The 21,655-nt window shown below is 69.6% G+C and carries 18 protein-coding genes, 1 tRNA gene and 1 pseudogene; 11 read left to right on the top strand and 9 right to left on the bottom strand.

Annotated elements, in window-relative coordinates; genetic code table 11:
• Nucleotides 1–167: 167 nt before the first annotated feature.
• The 4 genes from AC5Y4Q_RS09705 to AC5Y4Q_RS09690 all read right to left on the bottom strand — a co-directional run bounded on the left by AC5Y4Q_RS09705 (nucleotide 168) and on the right by AC5Y4Q_RS09690 (nucleotide 3,382).
• On the bottom strand, nucleotides 168–1,760 hold the full coding sequence (locus AC5Y4Q_RS09705) for a PPE family protein (RefSeq protein ID WP_499958736.1): 1,593 nt from the start codon (nucleotides 1,758–1,760) through the stop codon (nucleotides 168–170).
• 5 nt (nucleotides 1,761–1,765) lie between these two features.
• Nucleotides 1,766–2,065 carry a PE family protein gene (locus tag AC5Y4Q_RS09700; RefSeq protein WP_064922939.1) on the bottom strand — a complete coding sequence of 100 codons (300 nt, stop codon included), beginning with the start codon at nucleotides 2,063–2,065 and terminating at the stop codon, nucleotides 1,766–1,768.
• A 127-nt stretch (nucleotides 2,066–2,192) separates the two neighbouring features.
• Nucleotides 2,193–2,969 carry a hypothetical protein gene (locus AC5Y4Q_RS09695; protein ID WP_125226048.1) on the bottom strand — a complete coding sequence of 259 codons (777 nt, stop codon included), beginning with the start codon at nucleotides 2,967–2,969 and terminating at the stop codon, nucleotides 2,193–2,195.
• Nucleotides 2,966–3,382, bottom strand: coding sequence for a hypothetical protein (locus tag AC5Y4Q_RS09690; RefSeq protein WP_235664020.1), 417 nt, complete (start codon nucleotides 3,380–3,382; stop codon nucleotides 2,966–2,968). The genes AC5Y4Q_RS09695 and AC5Y4Q_RS09690 overlap by 4 nt, the downstream gene beginning before the upstream one ends.
• Nucleotides 3,383–3,488: 106 nt before the next feature.
• Here AC5Y4Q_RS09690 and AC5Y4Q_RS09685 point away from each other — a divergent pair, with 106 nt between their 5' ends.
• Entirely contained in the window at nucleotides 3,489–4,064 is a 576-nt protein-coding gene (locus AC5Y4Q_RS09685) for a hypothetical protein (protein ID WP_125226049.1), read from the top strand.
• A 58-nt stretch (nucleotides 4,065–4,122) separates the two neighbouring features.
• Nucleotides 4,123–5,715 carry an HNH endonuclease signature motif containing protein gene (locus AC5Y4Q_RS09680; RefSeq protein ID WP_499958734.1) on the top strand — a complete coding sequence of 531 codons (1,593 nt, stop codon included), beginning with the start codon at nucleotides 4,123–4,125 and terminating at the stop codon, nucleotides 5,713–5,715.
• A 322-nt stretch (nucleotides 5,716–6,037) separates the two neighbouring features.
• On the opposite strand, the pseudogene AC5Y4Q_RS09675 reads toward AC5Y4Q_RS09680, so the two are convergent.
• Nucleotides 6,038–6,520: pseudogene (locus tag AC5Y4Q_RS09675) on the bottom strand (hypothetical protein); the annotation flags it as partial.
• A 542-nt stretch (nucleotides 6,521–7,062) separates the two neighbouring features.
• Nucleotides 7,063–7,902, bottom strand: a complete 840-nt coding sequence (gene fdhD, locus AC5Y4Q_RS09670) for a formate dehydrogenase accessory sulfurtransferase FdhD (RefSeq protein ID WP_125225612.1) — start codon at nucleotides 7,900–7,902, stop codon at nucleotides 7,063–7,065.
• Nucleotides 7,903–7,947: 45 nt separating this feature from the next.
• On the opposite strand from fdhD, the gene fdh reads away from it, so the two are divergent.
• From fdh to AC5Y4Q_RS09650, 4 genes are all read left to right on the top strand, one after another.
• A complete protein-coding gene (gene fdh / locus AC5Y4Q_RS09665; RefSeq protein WP_235663964.1) occupies nucleotides 7,948–11,238 on the top strand; it encodes a formate dehydrogenase in 3,291 nt (1,096 codons plus the stop codon).
• On the top strand, nucleotides 11,238–12,203 hold the full coding sequence (locus AC5Y4Q_RS09660) for a 4Fe-4S dicluster domain-containing protein (RefSeq protein ID WP_064921597.1): 966 nt from the start codon (nucleotides 11,238–11,240) through the stop codon (nucleotides 12,201–12,203). Before fdh ends, AC5Y4Q_RS09660 begins: the two co-directional genes overlap by 1 nt.
• Nucleotides 12,200–13,243: an NrfD/PsrC family molybdoenzyme membrane anchor subunit gene (gene nrfD / locus AC5Y4Q_RS09655; RefSeq protein WP_064921596.1), complete on the top strand. Its 1,044-nt coding sequence runs from the start codon at nucleotides 12,200–12,202 to the stop codon at nucleotides 13,241–13,243. The genes AC5Y4Q_RS09660 and nrfD overlap by 4 nt, the downstream gene beginning before the upstream one ends.
• 139 nt (nucleotides 13,244–13,382) lie before the next feature.
• Nucleotides 13,383–13,742, top strand: a complete 360-nt coding sequence (locus tag AC5Y4Q_RS09650; protein ID WP_221740354.1) for a DUF6480 family protein — start codon at nucleotides 13,383–13,385, stop codon at nucleotides 13,740–13,742.
• Here AC5Y4Q_RS09650 and AC5Y4Q_RS09645 read toward each other — a convergent pair.
• Together AC5Y4Q_RS09645 and selD are read right to left on the bottom strand one after the other, a co-directional pair.
• The gene (locus AC5Y4Q_RS09645) at nucleotides 13,694–13,906 is read right to left on the bottom strand and encodes a hypervirulence associated TUDOR domain-containing protein (RefSeq protein WP_064921595.1); all 213 of its coding nucleotides are present in this window, start codon (nucleotides 13,904–13,906) and stop codon (nucleotides 13,694–13,696) included. The two genes, AC5Y4Q_RS09650 and AC5Y4Q_RS09645, sit on opposite strands and share 49 nt — an antisense overlap.
• Entirely contained in the window at nucleotides 13,903–14,889 is a 987-nt protein-coding gene (selD, locus tag AC5Y4Q_RS09640; protein WP_064921594.1) for a selenide, water dikinase SelD, read from the bottom strand. Before selD ends, AC5Y4Q_RS09645 begins: the two co-directional genes overlap by 4 nt.
• Nucleotides 14,890–15,050: 161 nt before the next feature.
• Between selD and AC5Y4Q_RS09635 the strand changes: the two genes are divergently transcribed.
• From AC5Y4Q_RS09635 to selB, 3 genes are all read left to right on the top strand, one after another.
• A tRNA-Sec gene (locus AC5Y4Q_RS09635) sits at nucleotides 15,051–15,145 on the top strand.
• Between the two features lie 11 nt (nucleotides 15,146–15,156).
• Nucleotides 15,157–16,464: an L-seryl-tRNA(Sec) selenium transferase gene (gene selA / locus AC5Y4Q_RS09630; RefSeq protein ID WP_064921593.1), complete on the top strand. Its 1,308-nt coding sequence runs from the start codon at nucleotides 15,157–15,159 to the stop codon at nucleotides 16,462–16,464.
• A gap of 13 nt (nucleotides 16,465–16,477) precedes the next feature.
• Complete coding sequence (gene selB, locus AC5Y4Q_RS09625) at nucleotides 16,478–18,274, top strand: selenocysteine-specific translation elongation factor (protein ID WP_125225615.1); 1,797 nt, start codon at nucleotides 16,478–16,480, stop codon at nucleotides 18,272–18,274.
• Between the two features lie 63 nt (nucleotides 18,275–18,337).
• Here selB and AC5Y4Q_RS09620 read toward each other — a convergent pair whose 3' ends face one another.
• Nucleotides 18,338–19,303, bottom strand: coding sequence for a hypothetical protein (locus AC5Y4Q_RS09620; protein ID WP_064921592.1), 966 nt, complete (start codon nucleotides 19,301–19,303; stop codon nucleotides 18,338–18,340).
• 235 nt (nucleotides 19,304–19,538) lie between these two features.
• Here AC5Y4Q_RS09620 and AC5Y4Q_RS09615 point away from each other — a divergent pair, with 235 nt between their 5' ends.
• Together AC5Y4Q_RS09615 and AC5Y4Q_RS09610 are read left to right on the top strand one after the other, a co-directional pair.
• Nucleotides 19,539–20,660, top strand: a complete 1,122-nt coding sequence (locus AC5Y4Q_RS09615; protein WP_064921591.1) for an acyl-CoA dehydrogenase family protein — start codon at nucleotides 19,539–19,541, stop codon at nucleotides 20,658–20,660.
• Nucleotides 20,661–20,686: 26 nt separating this feature from the next.
• Nucleotides 20,687–21,652, top strand: coding sequence for an AurF N-oxygenase family protein (locus AC5Y4Q_RS09610; RefSeq protein ID WP_064921590.1), 966 nt, complete (start codon nucleotides 20,687–20,689; stop codon nucleotides 21,650–21,652).
• Nucleotides 21,653–21,655: the final 3 nt, after the last annotated feature.

Below are 21,655 nucleotides of genomic sequence, written 5' to 3'. Positions count from 1 at the left end.
CACTACCGGTTAGTCGCGAACCACGCCGGTCCGGTTCCCCGGCCGCTTCGGCACGCCCTGACGGTACGCCCGCGGGAGCCGGTCAGGTCAATAACTGAGGACTGATTGTCCGAGATTTAACAGGATTTACCCACCAATATCGCCTTTGACATCCGCGATTGCGGAATCTAGGTCGGCTCGGCCGGCCGGGCATCTCCCCAGGAGTCGGGCAGCATCGGGACCGTGGGGCCGCCGCCGAATTTGTCGCGGGTCAGCTCCGCAAGGCCGGTGGCGCTCATGACGCCGGCCTTGCCGAGGGTGCCCGCGAAGCCGGCCGTACCCTGTTGGACCCGCGGCGTCGCGCCCGGGTCATGGCCGTCGAGGTATTCGTAGCGGTAGCCGGGGTCGATCAAGGTGCCGCGCCGCCGGCCGGTGTTCCGTGCGGCCCCGTGCCGCGGCTCGGCGGCAGCCGTCGCCGCCGCCGCGGCAGTCGCAGGCCGGGCCGCCTTGGCGCCAGCGCTGCCGGCGACGCCCTGCGACGACGGAAGCCACCCCACCAGATAGCTGTGGAACGTGCCCTCGGTACCGATAGCCGGAGGCGCCGCCGGCGGCGGTGGGGCACCCGCGGGGGCGGCCGGCGCAGGCAGCGTCGCCGCCGAGGCGGATGGCGCCGCTGACCCGGCCACCGCGGCCGGGGCCGGCGCAGACGGTGTCACGGCGCCGGGCAGGACCGGCGCCACCGCGGGCGGCGCCGGCATCACCGGCGGCGCCGCGACGCCGGCCAGCCCGGACAGCCCGCTGAGCCCGGACAGACCACCGAGGGGTGCCAGGGCCGCCAGGTTGGCGATCGACAGGTTCACCCCGACCCCGGCCAACAGCGGGGAAATCTGCACCAGGAAACGCAGGCTGCGCAGCGTCCAATTGACGACGCGGTAGGTCTGCCAGGAAATGAAGTAGGTCGCCAGCTGCCACCACTGGGCGGGAGTCAACGGGCCTTGAAACAAGTTCTGCTGCAACCAGGCCAGCGCCTTCTCATTGCCATTGAAGAAGTTGGACAGGTTCTGCAGGAATTCCGCCGGGCTCCAGTTGGGCTGGCCCTGCCCGGGCACCTGCTGGCCGTCCGAGCCGAACAGCATCTGCCAGATCTCGGCCGGCGTCGGCAGATCGAAGGAGCCACCACCGCCATTGCCACCACCCCCGCCGCCGCCGTTGCCACCTCCGCCACCGCCGCCGCCGTTTCCGGTGGTAGCCGAGCCGGCCTGGGCGCTGCCGCTGGAGTGGCCCAGGCTGCGCGCGGTCTCGGTGGTGGCTTGGTAGGTGCTCATGACGGTGGCCGCCTGGGTCCACATCCGGGCGTAGTCGACCTCATTGGCGGCGATCGGCACGGTGTTGACCCCGAAGAAATTGGTCGCGAGCAGGACCGCGTGGGTGGCATGGTTGGCGGCCAACTCCGCAAGGGTGGGCATCGCCGCCAGGGCGCTGCTGTAGGCCGCCGCAATCACCTCGTGCTGCGTGGCGGTGCGGGCACTGAGCGTGCCGGCCAGCTGCAGCCAGGCCAGGTAGGGCAGGTGCGCGGCGGCATAGGCCTCGGCGGTCGGGCCGGCCCACACCCCCTGGGAGTCGGCCAGTACCGCGCCGAGCTGGGCTGCGGCGCTGTCGTATTCGGCGCTGAGCGCCGCCCAGGCCGCCGATGCTGCCAGCAGCGGCCCGGGTCCCGGCCCGGTGCTCAGCATGGCTGAATGCACCTCCGGCGGGGCCGCCATCCACCCGGGGGCCGTCATGATCACTACTGCGGGAAGGTCACGGCGGCCAGCGTGTCCGCCGCCCGGTAGCTCATGCCGGCCTGGGCCACCCCGATTCCGGCCCGCCCCAGCACCTCGGTGCCGTGCGCGGTGACCGCCTCGTGCTGGCTGCCCTGCATGCTGAGTTCGGCCGCGGCCTGCAGCGACACCGGGTCGACGGCCGGGGGTGCCACCGCCGTGATCAGGGGGGCCGCGGTCGCGTGGGCTGCCGCCAGCGAGGCGGTGATCGCCTCGATCGCCGCGCTGGTCGCAGCCAAGCCTTCCGGGACGACGTGCAGCACCATGGCGAGACCCCTTCCGGACTGCGGTGCGCCGAACATCGCCGCTGACCTTACCTGCGGCACATTCGACAGCTGACCGTCACGATATGCCACTTGACTTTACTCATGGCCCCGTAACTGCGGAAGCAGCTCAGTGCTTTTTGACGACCGCCCGCGGCGCCGTCCGCCAGCTACGACGGCCGTCGGGGTGCCGGCGCGGCGGGTCCAGCAGCAGCACGGCACGCCCGTCCAGCAGCACCGGGCGGACCCAGTCACCCAAGTCGATGAGCTCCCCGGGCGCCGGCCGACGGTTACTGGCGTCGCGGGCGTCGTCGATGGGCACGCTGGCCAGCAGTTCCTCGACGGTCGCCTCGAGGGGCAGGTCACCGAGGCCGGGCAGCGTGATGAACAGGCCGTCGTCTCCGGACAGCTGCAGACCCACCGACGCCAACGCGCCCAGTACCCCGTCGTGGGTGCCGCCGTGCCCGGACAGATGCAGACCGAGTTCGTCGGCCAGCCGCCGCGCCTGGGCGCGTTGCAGCAGTTCGCATTTGGCTCGGCGGCCGAAGTCCACCAGCGGCCCGGCGTCGGTCAGATCGCCTGGGACGGCCACGGCCAGGCCGGGATCGGCCGCGGGGGGGCAGACGCGTTCGAGGAACCGGGCGACGAATTCGATGATCTTGTCGCGCACCGCGTGCGGGTCGCCGTCCGGGCTCCGCCAGGCCAGGCAGGCGCTGGAGTTGTGCGAGGTGTAGGGGACGCGGTCGTCGACGAGCAGTTGGTGACGGGTGGCGCCGGCCTCGCTGCCCAGTCCGGCGGCGGCCAGTTCGCGTAGCAGCGCGCGGGCGCGCCGGCCGGTGCCGGGGCTGAATTGGTCGTCGGTGTCGTCGATCCCGATCAGCAGGTCGACGCCCGCGAAGACGGTCACGGGTTGACGACCACGGTGCTGACATCGCGGACCCAGCGGTCGCGGGCGAGGTCGGCCCCGGCCAGTTTGACGGTGTCGCGTTTGGTGAAGCTCAACACGACCCGGTCGGTGAGTTCGGCAGCGGTCAGCGTCTGCGCCGGATCCCGCCCCTCGACGCGGATGCTGCTGATCGCGGTGGCCCCGGCAGCCTCGAGGACCGAGCGCACCGCCGGGCCGCGCTGCACCGGGTTCCCGTGCGACTGCGGCGTGCTGATCTCGATCTGGGGCAGCTCGGCCAGCCGCGCGAGATCGAACTCACCCAGCACGCGGCCGTCCTGCTGCACGACCAGGTGGTGCTGGTTCTCGGAATCGCCGGCACACCCGCCGACCATGATCAGCAGGACCGCCAGAGCCAGTTGGAGCAGATGCCGCATGTGCATGACGCTAGGCAAGCCGCCGAGGCGCATTCAAGCCGGGATGCGGTCGATCCGGTCCGCAGGTGAGGTTGTGCGGTACGGCCGTCGCGCCTACCTTGAGGCGATGACCGTGATGCCCCTGCCTGCCCGTAACGCAGCCGGCTTGACGCTCGCCCGTGACGTGCTCTTCCCGGCCGCCGCCGCCGTCATCGCCCTCTCCGCTGATGTCCGGATGCCGCTGGGGCTGCCCGGGCACCGCGGCCTGGTGTGGCTGACGTTGCTGGTTGCGGTCGCCCTGACCGCTCGCCGGCCCCAGACCGTGCTCGCGGTGGGGGCGGCATCGACGGTGGCGACCGTGTGGTTGCAGTCGGGCCCCGGGCTGTGGGCGGGCCTTCGCTATCTGGGGGCCGCGGCACTGCTGTGCCTGCTGACGACGAGCCCTGCGGTGCGCGCGCGCCGGTGGCTCGTTGCAATGGCCGCGGCACCGATTCACCTTGTCGCACTTGGTGTTCCGCTCGCGATGTGGCTCATCGGCAGCCACGCGCTGGCTGGGATCGGCGAAAAGGCGCTGTTTCATCTGGGATTCGGCTTGGTCGCCGGAGTTCTGGGCTGGGCGATTGCCGCCGTCATCGACCGGGCCGCCCCGGCGGCGGACAGCGGGGCGTCCTGTCGCGGCCCGGATTTCTCACTGGTTCCTTAATAATCGGGGCCGGGTCGGAGCCCGTTTTTTGTCGGTGGTTCGCACTAGTGTTCGAATTGTGGGTAGGGATGCGTTCGCGGATCGGGACACCATCATGGGGTGTCTTGATGAGCAGGAGGCGATTGCTGCCCGGTTGGCGCAGTGTTCGTTTGATGCGTTGAGTCCCGAGGAGTTGGTGGAGGTGCTGGCCCGTCGCGAAGCGTTGGCGTGGCAGGCGCCGGTGATCGATCATCAGATCTTGGCCCGGTTGGTGGCGGAGGGCCATGGGGAGGTGTTGGCGGGGTGTTCGCTGATCAAGGCCTTGAGTGAGCGGTTGCGGATCAGCACGAAAGAAGCCCGGCGGCGCGTCGATGAGGCCGCTGAGTTGGGCCCGCGCACCGCGATCACCGGCGAACCCCTGGAACCGGTGTTGCCGGCGCTGGCCGCGGCCCAGGCCGCTGGGCAGGTCGGCCCCGAGCAGGTGGCGATCGCCCGTAAGGCGATGGCCAAGATCCCGGCCGGAGTCACTGTGGCCGATCGGGAGCGCGCCGAGCGTGACCTGGTGGAGTTGGCCACCTTGTTCGCCCCGGAAACCTTTCAACGCCTGGCTGTGCACCTGATCGCGGTGCTGGATCAAGACGGCGACGAGCCCGACGACCGGCAACGCCAGGCCCGCCGCGGGCTGCGGCTGGGGCCGCAACGCCCCGATGGGATGAGCACCCTGTCCGGCACGATCACCCCGGAGTTGCGGGCCACCCTGGAACCGGTGCTGGCCAAACTGGGAGCACCCGGGATGTGCAATTCCGCCGATGAAAACCCCTGTGTCAGTGGCACGCCGAGCCAGGAGCAGATCCAGGGTGATCACCGCACCCGCGATCAACGCCAGCACGATGCGCTGTTGGCGGCTTTACGGGCGACACTGTCGTGCGGGGATCTCGGGCAGCTCAACGGGCTGCCGGTCACGGTGATCGTCTCGACCACCCTCGAGCAGTTGCAGACCGGCGCCGGCAAGGCCCACACCGCCGGGGGCTCCTTGTTGCCGATGGGTGATCTGCTGCGGATGGCATCGCACGCGTACCACTATCTGACGCTCTTCGATGGCCAGGGCCGAGCGTTGTGGCTGGGCCGCACCAAGCGGATCGCCTCAGCCGATCAGCGCATCGTGTTGCACGCGCGCGATCGCGGCTGCACCCGACCCGGGTGCACGGTGCCGGGATATTTGACCCAGGCACACCATCTGGACCGGGACTGGGCCGACAATGGCCACACCGACATTGATTCCCTCGCCCTGGCATGCGCACCGGATAACCGGATGGCCAGCGAGCAGGGCTGGACCACCCGACTCGGCGAGTCCGGCCGCGTCGAATGGATCCCCCCACCCAAACTCGACCACGGCCAACCCCGAATCAACCCGTTCCACTTCATCGAAGCCGTCATCGACTACCACCGGCCCGCCCGATCTGATGACGACGCCGACGAGCCACCCGATCCGCAACCCCCACCGCCCGCCGACGACGACGATCAGTGCCCGTGGCCCGACGACTCGGTATTCGACGAAGCCGACTACGACGCCGCCCTCGAGGAGCTCCAACGCAGCTACGAGGCAATAGATCCCGAGGAACTCGCCAACCGACATTGCCTCGCCGACGACGCTTGGATGGAAGCTGGGTGACCACGTGCGCCTAAGGCGGGAGGCTGCGGCAAAGTCACCCACTTAGCAGCAACCGGCACTAGCCGCCGTTGCAGCCGGTGCCGCTGCCGGGCCCGCCGGAGCCGCCACCACCGGGATTGGGGACGCACCCCCCGCCGCCTCCACCGCCATGACTTCCCGGAGTGTTACCGGTGGTGCCCGCCTCGCCGTTGTTCCCGCTCATGCTGCCGGCACCACCCTGGCCGCCGACGCCACCCTGACCGCCCGGGCTGTTAGGGCCTCGGATCCCGGCGAACCCACCGTTGCCGCCGTCACCGCCGTTGCCGCCGTTGCCCGAAACCAGCGCGGCGCTGCCGCCGGCACCACCGTGTCCACCGTTGCCGCCGGAGGTGTTGGCGCCGCCACCGCTGGCTGGGGCGCCGTCGCCGCCCTTCCCGCCGGCACCGCCGTTGCCGCCGTTGCCGGAGCCCAGGGAGGCACCGTTGCCGCCTTGCCCGCCATTGCCACCGGCACCGCCCGCGCCGCCGGAGACTCCCTGCGTCCCCACGAGACCCGCGCCGCCGTCGCCCCCGTTGCCGCCGTTGCCGTACCAGAACCCGGCATTGCCACCCGCGCCGCCGTCACCGCCGCCGGCTCCGCCGTCGCCGCCATTACCACCGTTGCCGAACAGGCTGCCGCCGTTGCCACCGGCTCCGCCCGCCGCGCCGGCCGCACCGGCACCACCGTCGCCGCCATCACCAAACATGCCGGCCGAACCGCCCGCCCAGCCGGCGCCGCCGTTCACCCCGACCTCACCCGCGGCGCCCGCCCCGCCGTTGCCGAACAGGAAACCGCCGTCGCCGAGGTCGCCGAAGATGCCGCTGCTGCCCAGTAGCGAGGTGTTGGCGTCGGTGAAGTCGTCGATGCCGTTGCCGATCAGATCGCGGCCGAACAGGTAGACGAACGGCGCGTTGATCATCTCGGCCATCTGCATGCCGGAGCCACTGGCAAGCCACGCCTGCAGCGCGTCGTTGATCGACTGCGCGAAATCGAGCGGGCCCGCCTCGGCACTGCCCAGGAACGCGCCGAAGTCACCGAAGGCGTCGGCCGGCTGACCGCCATCGGCAATATCGACCACCGGGTCGAAGAGCAGCTCCCCCAGATCGGCGTGCGCGGCCGGGGCGGCGGCGATCGGCGCCGTACCGGCGACCAGCAATGCTGCAGCTGTGGCGCCGATGCTGCTCATGCTGCGCCGACGACGGCGATCCTGCCGGTGACTGGCCATGGTGCACGCTCCTTGGAGAGGAGGGGTTTGCTCAGACTCGTCACACTAATACGAAATTCCGAAAACGCGCGAATTGTCCGGCCTAATCGCCGCTATTGCGGGGATCAATCAGGCTCACAGCCGATGATGCGGTCTGGCCGGCTGTACACGTTCATCGAAGCGCCCCGCAGGAAGGCCACCAGCGTCAGCCCGCATTCGGCGGCCAGGTCCACGGCCAGTGACGACGGCGCGGAGAGCGCGGCCAGGACCGGAATCCCCGCCATCACCGCCTTCTGGGTCAGTTCGAACGACGCCCGTCCACTGACCAGCAGCACGGCCCCGGCCAGCGGCACCCGGCCGTGTTCGAGCGCCCACCCGATCACCTTGTCGACCGCGTTGTGCCGGCCGACGTCTTCGCGAACCACCCGCATGGTGCCGTCGCCGTCCCGGAAGTCGAACAGCGCCGCGGCATGCAGACCGCCGGTGGTGGCGAAGACGTCCTGCGCGGCCCGCAGCTGATCGGGCATCGCCGTCACCGCCGCCGCGGAGACTCGGAGCCCGTCCTCGCCCGGGCTGTACCGGCTGGCAAGCCGCACCGCCTCCAGCGAGGCCTTACCGCAGATGCCGCAGGACGAGGTGGTGTAGAAGTTGCGGGTGATGTCCACAGCGGGCGGCGCAACGTCTGGGGCCAGCGTCACGTCGAGCACGTTGTAGGTGTTGGTCCCGTCCGGGTGGGCGCAGTAACGCGCGGTCAGCACGTCATCACGCCCGGCGATGATTCCCTCGGTGAGCAAAAAGCCCTGCGCCAGCTCGATATCGGATCCGGGCGTGCGCATCGTGACGGTGAGCGGAACACCGCCCAGCCGGATCTCCAGCGGTTCTTCGACCGCGAGCGTCTCGGCCCGCTGCGTCGCGTCGCCGGCGGCAAGGTGGCTGACCCGCCGACGCTGCGTTATCCGACTCATCGCTCCATCATCCCGGGTCGCTCACATCGGGACTACGCTGCAGGGATGGTTCAGCGAAAATTCCTGGAGTGGCCGGTAATCCGGCAACTGCGCACCGGTGACGTGTTCGGCCGCGGTCCGGCTGTGACCTCCGAGGCCACCCGCGCCATCGCACCGCGCACCGCGACCGCCGATCGGGTGGTGCAAAGCGTCTGCCCGTACTGCGCGGTCGGCTGCGGCCAGCGCGTCTACGTCAAGGACGAGAAGGTCGTGCAGATCGAAGGCGATCCGGACTCGCCGATCTCGCGCGGGCGGCTGTGTCCCAAGGGCGCGGCGAGCGAGCAACTGGTCAACTCCCGCGGCCGGCAGATCACGGTGCTCTATCGGGCGCCCCACGCTACGGACTGGCAGCCGCTGGAGCTGGACACCGCGATCGACATGGTGGCCGACCGGTTCATCGCCTCGCGGCGCAACACCTGGCAGGACCACGACGCCGACGGCCGGCCGCTGCGCCGCACCATGGGGATCGCCTCGCTGGGCGGCGCGACACTGGACAACGAAGAGAACTACGTCATCAAGAAGCTCTTCACCGCCGCCGGCGCGGTACAGATCGACAACCAAGCTCGTATTTGACACTCCGCCACGGTTCCCGGTCTGGGAGCCTCCTTCGGTCGCGGTGGCGCGACGCAAACCCTGCAAGACATGGCGAATGCCGACTGCATCGTCATCCAGGGCTCCAACATGGCCGAGTGCCATCCGGTCGGCTTCCAGTGGGTCGAAGAAGCCCGGGCCCGGGGCGCGACCGTGATCCACGTCGACCCGCGGTTCACCCGCACTTCGGCGGTGTGCGACAAGCACATTCCGATCCGGGCCGGCTCGGATGTGGTGCTGCTGGGGGCGCTGATCAACCACGTGCTCAGCCACGACCTGTGGTTCCGTGAATATGTGCTGGCCTACACCAACGCCGCGACGCTGGTGAGCGAGGACTTCCGTGACACCGAGGACCTGGGCGGGCTGTTCTCCGGGTTCGATCCGGCAACCGGGCACTACGACCCGTCGAGTTGGGCGTATCAAAGTGCCGAAGCCGGCGACGGCGACATCGGCTCCCCCGGCGGCGGCCACGAGCACGGCAGCAGCGCCTCGGCACGCTCGGTCGGCGAGACGTTCGGCAGCGGCGGCCCGGCCCTCGAACACGCCCGGGTGCGGCGCGACGAAACCCTGCAACACCCGCACACGGTTTTCCAGATCCTCAAGCGGCACTATGCGCGCTACACGCCGGAGATGGTTCGCGACGTCTGCGGCATCGACCCCGAGGCGTTCGACTACCTGGCGCGCGCGGTGACGGAAAACTCGGGACGCGAACGCACCACCTGTTTCGCCTATGCGGTGGGCTGGACGCAGCACACCCTGGGCGCCCAATACATCCGCACCGCGGCGATCCTGCAGCTGTTGCTGGGCAACGTGGGCCGGCCGGGCGGTGGCATCATGGCGCTGCGCGGCCATGCCAGCATCCAGGGTTCCACCGATATCCCGACGCTCTACGACATGCTGCCCGGTTATCTGCCGATGCCCAAGGCCGGGCGCGATGACACTCTGCAGCAGTACTTGGACCGGGTGGGATCCAAGAGCCAGAAGGGATTTTGGGCCAACGCCGACGCGTATCTGGTCAGTCTGCTCAAAGCGTGGTGGGGGGATGCCGCGACCGCCGATAACGACTGGGCTTATGACTACCTGCCCCGGCTGACCGGACCACATGGCACCTATCAGGCCGTGACCGGAATGCTGGCCGACGAGGTGCAGGGCTACTTCCTGCTCGGCCAGAACCCGGCGGTCGGGTCGGCCAACGGCCGCCAACAACGGTTGGGCATGTCGCATCTGAAGTGGCTGGTGGTGCGGGACCTGAACCTGATCGAGTCGGCCACCTGGTGGAAGGACGGCCCCGAGATCGCCTCCGGTGAGCTGCGCACCGAAGACATCGAGACCGAGGTGTTCTTCCTACCGGCGGCCAGCCACGTCGAGAAGGCCGGGACGTTCACCCAGACCCAGCGGCTGCTGCAATGGCGGCATCAGGCCGTCGCCCCGCCGGGAGATTGCATCAGTGAGCTGCAGTTCTTCATCACGCTCGGCAACCGGATCCGGGCCAAGCTCGCCGGGTCGACCGATCCGCGGGATCGGCCGCTGCTGGATCTGGTCTGGGATTACCCGGTCGATGCCCACGGGGATCCCGATCCGGAGTTCGTGCTCGCCGAGATCAACGGCCACCAGCTCACCGGCGACGACGCGGGCACGCCGCTGACGTCCTATACCCAGATGCGCGCCGACGGGTCCACCTCCGGCGGCTGCTGGATCTATACCGGGGTGTACGCCGGCGGCGTCAACCAGGCCGCCCGCCGGGTACCCCGAGGCGGGCCCGGACGCAGCCAATCCCAGTGGGGCTGGGCCTGGCCGGCCGACCGCCGGATCCTGTACAACCGGGCCTCGGCCGACCCGGACGGGGTGCCGTGGAGCGAACGCAAGCGGTACGTGTGGTGGGACGCCGAGTCGGGCCGCTGGACCGGGGATGACGTGCCCGACTTCGTCATCGACCGCGCGCCGGGCACCCGGCCGGGTCCAGCGGTGGGCGGCCCGGACGCGCTGGCCGGCGACGACCCGTTCGTGATGCAGCCCGACGGCAAGGGCTGGCTGTTCGCCCCCAAGGGTGTGGTGGATGGGCCGCTGCCGACCCACTACGAGCCGCAGGAGTCGCCGATCGCCAACGCGGTCTATCACCAGCAGCGCAACCCCGCCCGAATCACGTTCCCCCGCAAGGACAATTTGTCGGCGCCCAGCGCCGGTGAGCCGGGTGCGGACGTCTACCCGTACGTGTTCACCACCTACCGGCTCACCGAGCACCACACCGCCGGCGGAATGAGTCGCTGGCTGCCGTATCTGGCCGAGCTGCAGCCGGAGATGTTCTGTGAGGTCTCGCCCGCGCTGGCCGCCGAGCGGGGCCTGCAGAACTACGGCTGGGCCACCATCATTTCGCCACGCGCGGCGATCGAGGCGCGCGTGCTGGTGACCGACCGGATGACACCGCTGATCGTGGGTGGACATACCGTGCACCAGATCGGCTTGCCGTATCACTGGGGAGTCGGCGGCGACGCGGTGGTCAGCGGCGATGCCGCCAACGATCTGCTCGGGGTGACTCTGGACCCCAATGTGCAGATCCAGGAATCCAAGGCCGGTTCCTGCGATATCCGGCCGGGCCGGCGACCGCATGGCGAGGATTTGCTGCGCCTGATCGCCGAGTACCAAAGCCGTTCCGGCGCAACACCACAGACCGGTAATAGCGCCATCGACCCGGAGAGGCGGGACTGATGGGTCAACTGTCCGGACCGACCGATCCCGCCGCCGACGCCCGGTGGTCGCCGCAACCTCCGCGCAAGGGGTTTCTCACCGACACCTCGATCTGCATCGGATGCAAAGCCTGCGAAGTGGCCTGCAAGGAGTGGAACCACAACCCGGCCGACGGCGAGCTGGAGTTGCTCGGGTCGTCGTATGACAACACCGGAGCACTGGGCGCCAACACCTGGCGGCACGTCGCGTTCATCGAACAGGGCCGCGACGCCATCGCGCAGGCGCGCGAATCGGGTCGGCAGCTGGTCAGCCTGGGCATGCCGAAAATGCCGGGCACAGAAGCGGTTACCGCCCCTCCCGATACCGATCAGTTCCGCTGGCTGATGGCCTCGGACGTGTGCAAGCACTGCACCCACGCCGGGTGTCTGGATGTCTGCCCGACGGGCGCGCTGTTCCGCACTGAATTCGGCACGGTGGTGGTGCAAGACGACGTCTGCAACGGCTGCGGCAACTGCGTGCCGGCGTGCCCGTTCGGGGTGATCGAACGCCGCACCGACGGCACGGCGGCCCCCAAGACCGCCCGCGGCGACGCCCCCGCGGTGCGCAACGCCGGAATAGCCCAGAAGTGCACCATGTGCTACGACCGGCTAGTCGACGGCGAGATCCCGGCGTGCGCCAAGACCTGCCCGACCGAGTCGATCAAGTTCGGCGACCACGCTGATCTCATCGACGACGCCCGCCGGCGGGTGGCCCGGCTGCACGCGCAGGGCCGCACCGAAGCCCGGCTCTACGGCGCCAACGAACACGACGGGGTCGGTGGCACCGGGTCGGTTTTCCTGCTGCTCGACGAGCCGGAGGTGTACGGCCTGCCGCCGGACCCGCGGGTGGCCACCGCGGACCTGCCGGCGATGTTCAAGCGCTCGGCACTGGCCGCGGCCGGGATGCTGGCCGCCGCGGCGGTCGCGTTTTTAGGGGGACGACGGTGAGCACTCAGCAGGAGCCTCGACGGCGCCGGCGCCGGGGCGGTGGTGGTGACGGCGGCCGCGAGATGCCGATGGTGCCCGACGTGCAGTTCAGCTCCTACTACGGGCGCCCGGTGGTCAAGCCCGCACCGTGGTCACACGAGATCGCCGCCTACCTGTTCCTCGGTGGCCTGGCGGGCGGCTCCGGGCTGCTGGCCGCCGGCGCCCAACTCACCGGCCGGAAAACGTTGCGACGCAACTCAAGGCTGGCGGCGCTGGTGGCGATCGTGTTGAGCGCGGCGGCCCTGATCAGCGACCTGGGTCGCCCGGAACGCTTCGTCAACATGCTGCGCACCATCAAGCTCACCTCACCGATGAGCCTGGGCTCCTGGATCCTGTCGGGATTCGGTGCGGGCACCGCGGTAGCCGCCGCGGCGGAGGTGGACCGGCTGACCGGCGAGCGCCTGCCGCTGGGGCCGGTGCGCGGCCTGCTGCGCGCGGTCGAGGGCCCGGCCGGTCTGGAGGCCGCGGTGTTCGCGGCGCCGCTGGCGGTCTACACCGCGGTGCTGCTGGGCGACACCGCCACCCCAACCTGGCATGGTGCCCACCGCGACCTGCCGTTCGTGTTCGCCAGCTCGGCGAGCCTGGCGTCCGGCGGGCTGGCAATGCTGACCACACCGGTAGGCGAGGCGGGGCCGGCGCGACGCCTGGCGGTGCTCGGGGTGCTCGGCGATGTGATCGCGACCCGCGCCATGGAGCACCGGATGGATCCGATCGCCGCCGAGCCGCTGCATCAGGGCCGGGCCGGGGCGATGCTGCGCGCCAGTGAGCGGTTGGCGGTCGCCGGGGGCATCGGGACGCTGCTGGGCGGGCGGCACCGAGCGGTGGCGGCCGTGTCGGGGCTGGCACTGCTGGCGGCGTCGGCGCTGACCCGGTTCGGGGTGTTCGAGGCCGGCATCGAATCGGCGAAGGACCCGCGCTACACCATCGAGCCGCAGAAACGCCGATTGGCGGCCCGCCGGGCGGCGGGCATCACCGGGGATTCGATCACCACGGCGGGGTGAGCCGCCGCCGTCCGGACAGCGGACCGCTCAGTTGCGGCCGACCTGCCGAGAGCGCGCCGAAAGCGATGTGTAAGAACGGCGCCAGGGGGTATGCGATCACCGAATTTTCCGCCTAGCCAGACGTGAATGGAATCCAGCTATGACCGCGCCGCCCCCGGACCCAGACCCGGCCAGCACCCCCGACCTCGAGTCCGGCGGCGGTGTCGCTCCTGGCTCGACGCCACCCGAGTCCGCGCAGACCTCCGGCCTTTCGGCGTCGGATCCGCGCGTCACGCGCAGACTCACCCCCACCGTGACGATAAGCCTCGTCGCCATCGGTCTGCTCGTTTTGGTGTTCGCCGCGGTTGCGGTGCTACTCGTGCTGAACATGGGGACGTACCGGGGTAGTTCGCCGGTCGGGCGAAGCCGTATTCATGGCGGACCGGCAGCACGCGCGCCCGTGCCGGTGCCTCAGTCGTCGATTCTGTGCAACGCCGATCCCTTGTGCATGGCGACGTGATCGGTCTTGTCGCTTTTGATCTCGTACTGCGGCTCATCGGGGCTCGCGCGCCGGGTATGCCCCTTGTATTCGGTGTCTTTGGTGTGCACCTTGGTGACCTTGCCGGTCACATGCCCGGCCTCGGAGTTCCACCGCACATGGTCGCCGACTTTGAACTCGCTCATCGCACCTCGATTCCGCTTCCCGTCACGGTATGCCCGATAACCGGGTACCCGGGAAGCTCGCCGACAACCAGCAGGCCGCCGGAGGTTTGGGCGTCGGCGAGCAGCAGCAGCTGGTCTTCGCTGATCCGGGGACCGAGCCGCAGGTGCGGTCGCACCCAGTCCAGATTGCGCCGGCTGCCCCCCGAGACGAAGCCGTCGCGTAACGCCGCGTGCGCGTCCGCGATCACCGGCACCGCCGCCTGGTCGATCACCGCGCCCACCCCGGACGCGCGGCACATCTTGTAGAGGTGGCCCAGCAGCCCGAACCCGGTGACGTCAGTGGCCGCCCGCACACCGTGCGATGACGCGGCGTGCGCGGCGTCGCGGTTCAACTCGGTCATGGTCGCGATCGCCTCGTCGAACACCTCGCCGGTGCGCTTGTGCCGGTTGTTGAGCAGGCCTACCCCGATCGGTTTGGTCAAGGTCAGCGGCAGTCCGGGCGCCGCAGCGTCGTTGCGCAGCAACCGGTTCGGGTCGGCCACTCCGGTGACCGCCATGCCGTACTTCGGCTCCGGGTCGTCGATCGAGTGTCCGCCGATCACCGGGCAGCCCGCCTGCTGCGCCACCACCAGTCCGCCGCGCAGCACCTCGGTCATCAGCTCCAGCGGCAACGTCTCGCGTGGCCAGCCGACCAGGTTGATCGCGACTACCGGGGTTCCGCCCATCGCGTAGATGTCCGAGAGCGCGTTGGCCGCGGCGATGCGGCCCCAGTCGTAGGCGTCGTCGACGACGGGGGTGAAGAAGTCCGCGGTGGACAGCACCGCGAGGTCGTCGCGGACCAGCACGGCGGCCGCGTCATCGCCGTCGTCGAGCCCCACCAGCACCCGGTCGTGAACCTGGCCGGTGAGCCCCCGGACCGCGTCCTCCAGCTCGCCGGGCGGGATCTTGCAGGCGCAGCCGCCGCCATGCGCGTAGCCGGTCAGCCGGACGGGGTCTGGGCTCATCCGTTCAGTGTCTCCTGCCGCACCAGCAGGCGGGCGGCCGCGTCGGAAAGCGATACCGCACGCGCGACCCATTTTGAAAAGACCCACCTGGTCCAGCCCCGGGACGACTCCTCCGCCGGCTCGTCCCTCGCCCGCATCGTCGCCCGACTAGGTTGATCCCCGGAGGCGTTTGGGTCCTGGTGGGCTCCCCGGTCTTCAAAACCGGTGAGGCCGAGCAGCTCGGTCTGGCGGGTTCGATTCCCGTCCGCCTCCGCCATAGGAGGCGCAGTGAGTCAGATCGATCCGCGTCGCGGCATTCCGCGCACCGACGCCCTGCTGACGCTGCCCGCCGTGCTCGAGGCGCGCACCCGGCTCGGCGACCACGTCGTGCGCGGCCTGGTGCATGACGCTCAGGAGCGGGCGAGGCGCGGCGAGCTGGACCCGGGCCAAGTGGAATTCTCACTGCTGGAACACCTTTCGAAACGCTCGGGAACCAGGTTGCGGCCCGTGCTCAACGCCACCGGGGTAGTGGTGCACACCAACCTCGGCCGCGCACCGCTCTCGGCGGCGGCGGTCGAGGCGCTGGCGGCGGCCAGCGGCTACGTCGACGTCGAGCTGGATCTGGCCACCGGCGCCCGGTCCAAGCGCGGTGTCGCCGCGCGTGCCGCACTGCTGGCCGCCTGCCCGGCCGCCGAAGACGCCCTGGTGGTGAACAACGGTGCCGCCGCACTGGTCCTGGCGACCACCGCGCTGGCCGCCGGTCGGGAGGTGGTGGTCAGCCGCGGCGAGCTGATCGAGATCGGGGCCGGATTCCGGCTGCCGGACCTGATCGCCTCCACCGGTGCGAGACTGCGTGAAGTGGGCACCACCAACCGCACCCACCTGCGCGACTACGCCGAAGCCCTCGGGCCGCAGACCGGCTGCATTCTCAAAGTCCACCCGAGCAACTTCGCCGTCCACGGCTTCACCGCCGCCGTCGACGTGCGCGAATTGCGTGCTCTGGCAACAGAACACGGTGTGCCACTGGTGGCCGATCTGGGCAGCGGTCTGCTGACCCCCGACCCGCTGCTGCCCGACGAGCCGGACGCGGCCACCACGCTGCACGACGGCGCCGATGTCATCACCGCTAGCGGCGACAAACTGCTCGGCGGCCCGCAAGCCGGTCTGGCGCTGGGCCGCGCCGAGGCCATCACCCGGCTGGCCCGACACCCCTTGGCCCGCGCCGTCCGCGCCGACAAACTCACGCTTGCGGCACTGGAGGCCACGGTTGCCGGCGCGGCTCCCCCGGTCACCCGGGCGCTGCACGCCGACCCCGACCAGTTGCGTGCCCGCGCCGAGCGGCTGGCCGCCGGCGCCGGCGCCACCGTCATCCCCCACGACGGCCGGGTCGGGGGCGGCGGCGCCCCGGGTGTGCCGCTGCCGGGCTGGGCTGTCCGGTTGCCCGAAGCGGCTGCGGCCGTGCTGCGCACCGGGGATCCGGCGGTGCTGCCCCGGGTGCACGACGGCGCCTGCCTGCTCGACCTGCGCTGTATCCCGCCGGATGACGACGCGCGGCTGCTGGCCGCGGTGCGCGCCGCTCTCGACCGGATCCGCTGAGCAGGCGCCGCCCATGTTTGTCGTCGCCACCGCCGGCCACGTCGATCACGGCAAGTCCACCCTGGTGCGCGCACTCACCGGTATGGAACCGGACCGGTGGGCCGAGGAGCGGCGGCGCGGGCTCACCATCGATCTGGGGTTCGCCTGGACCACGCTGGCCTCGGGCCGGCAAGTGGCCTTCGTCGACGTGCCGGGCCACGAACGGTTCCTGCCCAACACCCTGGCCGGGCTCGGTCCGGCGCCGGTGGTGTGCTTCGTCGTCGCCGCCGACGAGGGCTGGCGTTCCCAGTCCGACGACCATCGCGACGCCGTTGCCGCCCTGGGGATTTCGCACGGTCTGGTGGTACTGACCCGCATCGACCGGGTCGGCGAGCACCGGATCGGCGAGGTATCGGCGCAAACCCGCACCGAACTGTCCCAGACCGGCCTGCAGGATGCCCCGGTCGTCGCCGTATCGGCGGTCGACGGTACCGGCCTACCCGAGCTGCGAAGCGCGCTCGACGACGTACTGGCCGCAGTGCCGCCGCCCCGAGCAGACGGGCGGGTGCGGCTGTGGGTGGACCGGGCGTTCCCGGTCAGCGGCGCCGGGACGGTGGTGACCGGCACGTTGACGTCCGGCACGCTGACGCGCGGCGACCATCTGGAGCTGCGCACCGGGGAACGGTCGACGCCTGTCGTGGTCCGAGGTCTGCAGTGCTGCGGTGAACCGGCAGCCAGCGTTGCGCCGGCCGCCCGGGTCGCGGTCAACCTGCGCGGCGTCGCCGTCGACGATGTGCACCGCGGCGCCACCCTGACCACGCCGGATACGTGGTGCAGCGCTGGGATCCTCGACGTGCGGCGCAGCACCGGGGCAGCACTGGGCACGGTGCCGGAGCAGCTCATGGTGCACGTCGGAACGGCGGCGATGCCGGCCAGGTTGCGGCGTTTCGACGATGAGCATGCCCGGCTCGCGCTGGAGCGCCCGCTGCCGCTGGTCGCCGGTGACCGGCTGCTGCTGCGCGACCCCGGCAGCCGCCGGGTGCTGGGCGGGGTGCTGGTGCTCGACGCCGACCCGCCCGCGCTGCACCGGCGCGGCGATGCGGCCCGGCGGTCGGCCGCACTGGCCGATCTTGATCCCGACGACCACATCGCCCGGGCTAGCGCCGAGGTAGCCCGCCGTGGCGCGGTGACGCGCAAGCGCCTGCGGGTCCTGGGCTGCGATTGCGCCGCGGTACCCGCCGATGTCCGGGTGATCGGCGAATGGTGGGTGCACGCCCGGACCCACGATGCCTGGCGGGAGCGGCTGCAGGCCGCGGTGCGCGAGCTTCGGCAGCGGGACCCGTTGGCTGCCGGGCTATCCCGAGGTGCGGCCGTCGACCTGTTGGGACTTCCCGATCCGGTGCTGCTCGACGAGGTGGTGCGCAGCACCGGACTAGCGCAGCGTAACGGGCTGATTCAGCTGCCGGGCCTTGGCGACGATCTCGGCCCGGCCGAAGCCGCGATCGCCGAGTTGGAATCGCGCCTGGCCGCCCATCCGTTTCATGCCCCGGAAGCCGACGATCTGGCCGCCCTGCACCTGGGGACCCGAGAGCTGGCTGCCGCGGAACGAGCCGGACGGCTGTTACGCCTGCGCGACGGGCTGGTGCTGTTGCCGAGCGCGCCGGCGCTGGCGATGCGCGAGCTGGCCCGACTCGATCAACCGTTCACGGCCAGCCAGGCCCGCCAGGCGCTGGTCACCACCCGCCGGGTGATGATCCCGCTGCTGGAATACCTCGACGCGCGCGGCTGGACCCGGCGGATCGATGCGGTGCAGCGAGAAGTGGTGCGCTAACCCGTCCCGCAAACACGAAATGCCCCGGCGAACCGGGGCATTCGTGCGTGCTGGTGTGGTCGGTTACGCGTCCGGCGTCGGCAAGCCGAGGTCGAGCGCGCTGTACAGACCGGCGGCTGCCAGGTCGGCGTCGGGCGTGATCACGTCGACGTCGGAGTAGTCGGCCGGCGCGAACCACGACGCCGCCCACGACATGTCGATGTTGCCGAACGGCGTCTTCAGGAAGTCGATGACATCCTTGCCGTCGCCATCGGCGTCGTAGTAAAGGTTGGTGAAGCCGAAGCCCAGCTGGTTCTGGGCGTAGACGTCTCCATCGTCGGTGACGAACACGTTGTTGATCCCGGCGCCGAACAGCGACTCCGTGAGGTAGTTGGTGCCTACCAGCGTGTCGCCCTCACTGGGAACGAAGGTGGCATCCAGCTTCCAGGTCTGCGAGAACGGATCCTTGTCGACGAGCAACTGCGCGTCATCGGTGCCGTACACCGGCGTCCAGGTCAGGTTCTCCGGAACGTCCTTGCCGTATGCCAGGTTCAGCGCGCTGTACAGGCCGGCGTTCTCCAGCGCCTTGTCCGGCGAGGCCTCGTGCAGCTTCGAGATGTCTTCCGGGGTGAACAGCCACGCCATCGAGGACATGTTGATGTTTCCGAACGGCGTCTTCAGGATGTCGACGACGTCCTTGCCGTCACCGTCGGCGTCGTAATACAGGTTGGTGAAGCCCAGACCCAACTGATTCTGGTTGTAGACGTCGTTGGTGGCCTCGTCGATGAACAGGGTGTTGAGCCCCCCGGTCGACGGCGTGAGGTACGTGGTTCCTACCAGCGTGGTGTCGCCGTTGACGAAGGTGGACCCGACGGCCCAGGTGTTGATGAACGAGTTCGCCTGCTGGAGGACCTCCGCGGTGTCCGTCTGGTAGACCGGCGTCCACGTCGGCGCCGGCGTTTCGGCCGTATCGGCGTTGGCAGTCCCGGCCGCCAGGAACGCCGCTGCCGCAGCGCCACCCACCGCCACACCCAGTGCACGGAACTTCATAACAACCCTCCTTGTTCGAAACCGTCATGCTTTTTCTTTTGACGGTAGCGCAACCGTAGGGAAGTCCCGACCCGATGTCAAGCAGAATCTCAGGTTCTTTTTGGGAAAGGGCCGATTACCTTGCTCGCGCCGCTGCCGTCGAGTACCTTGTCGAATTTGATGGGACCGTACGTCTCGGTAAATCTCCGAGACCTGTCGATGGGGAACCGCCTTGTCCAACCGCCGCTCGCCCTGGATGAACGACGACCTCGACGCGCTGCGTGAGCTGGCCCGCGCCTTCTGCGAGAAGGAAATCGCACCCAACATCGACAAGTTCATCGGCCAGCACCAGGTCGACCGCGACCTGTGGAACAAGGCGGGTGAACTGGGGTTGTTGTGCTTGTCCATCCCCGAGGAGTACGGCGGGGGCGGCGGCACCTTCGCCCATGAAGCGGTGCTGATCGAGGAGCAGGCACGCGTCTGCGACACCTCATGGGGTGTCAGCGTGCACAGCACGATCGTCGCGCACTACCTGCTGACCTACGGCACCGAAGACCAGAAACGGACCTGGCTGCCGAAGATGGCCAGCGGCGAGGTCGTGGGCGCTATCGCGATGACCGAGCCGGGCACCGGATCGGACTTGCAGAACGTCAAGGCCCGCGCCATCCGAGACGGCGACGAGTACGTGGTCAATGGCTCCAAGACGTTCATCACCAACGGCCAGCAGGCCGATCTGATCATCACCGTGGTCAAGACCGACGCAGCAGAAGGCGCCGCCGGCATCTCGCTGGTGCTGGTCGAGGCCGACCGCCCGGGCTTCCGGCGCGGCCGGTCCTTGGACAAGATCGGCCAACGCGGCCAGGACACCTCCGAACTGTTCTTCGACGACGTGCGCATCCCGGTGTCGAACCTGCTGGGCACTGTCGAAGGCCAGGGATTCATCCAGCTGATGCAGCAGCTGCCGCAGGAACGGCTGATCATCGCCGTCGGTTCGGTGGCCGGGATGGAGACCGCGCTCGAGCACACCCTGCGCTACACCAAGGAGCGTCAGGCTTTCGGCCGACCGATCTTCGGATTCCAGAACACCAAGTTCAAGCTGGCCGAGGTCGCCACCGAGGCCAAGATCGCCCGGGTGTTCATCGACGACTGCATCGAACAGCACATCCGCGGTGAGCTCGACATCCCCACGGTGGCGATGGCCAAGTGGTGGACCACCGACCGCGCCATGCACGTCGCCGACGAATGCCTGCAGCTGTTCGGTGGCTACGGCTACATGACCGAATACCCGATCTCGCGGATGTGGACCGACCAGCGGGTCCAGAAGATCTACGCCGGCACCAACGAGATCATGAAGGAAATCATCGCCCGCGCCCTGTGAAACGCACTGTCCCCCGGGAGTAAACGATGACCACTACCGACTACACCCAAGCCCTGCAGGTGCTCTCCGAAGGCTCGGTTCGCCGCAACTTCGACCCGTTCACCGACGTGCCGTGGGACGACCCACAGATGGCGATCGATCCGCAGGATCCCCGTTGGGTGCTTTCGCCGACATCCGACTCACTCGGCGCCACCCGGTGGTATCAGGCCCAGCCCCTGGAGCGGCAAATCGAGATCGGCAAGTGGCGCATGGCCAACTCGATCAAGGTGGGCGCGGCTTTCGAGAGCATTCTGATCCGCGGGCTCATGGCCTACATCATGACGCTGCCCAACGGGTCACCGGAGTTTCGCTACTGCTTGCACGAGATGACCGAGGAGTGCAACCACATCCAGATGTTCCAGGAGCTGGTGAACCGGATCGGCGTCGACGTGCCCGGCATGAAGCGCCGATTCCGCCGGTTCTCGCCCTACATCGGGCTGGTGGGCGGGCGCTACCCGATCATCTTCGTCATCGGCATCCTGGCCGGTGAGGAACCGATCGACCACTTCCAGAAGGCGTTGATCCGGGAGGGCGCCAGCCTGCCGCCGGCCGTGCTGCGCACCATGCAGATCCACATTGCCGAAGAGGCACGCCACATCTCGTTCGCCAACGAGTTCCTCAAGGTCCATCTACCGAAGCTGACACGCCGTCGGCAACGGGTCATCAGCGTGCTGTTCCCGATGGCGATGCGCTGGCTCGCCGGGGAGATCATGGCGCCGCCGAAATCGTTCGCCGAGCAGTTCGGGATCCCGCCGGAGGTGATGCGCGAAGCGTTCTGGCGCGGACCGGCATCCCGTCGCATTCTGGCCGGCTACTTCGGCGAAATGCGGGCCCTCTCCGACGAACTGGGCCTGAACAACCGGGCCAGCCGGCTGGCCTGGCGGCTGCTTCGCATCGACGGCCCGCGCGCCCGGTACCGCGGTGAGCCCGATCGGGCCCACGCCGCGGCCTGATGG

It is taken from the genome of Mycobacterium sp. NGS16 (genome assembly GCF_059813225.1).
Note: the sequence above shows the minus strand (reverse complement) of the source record. Positions and strands in the feature narration are given on the sequence as shown.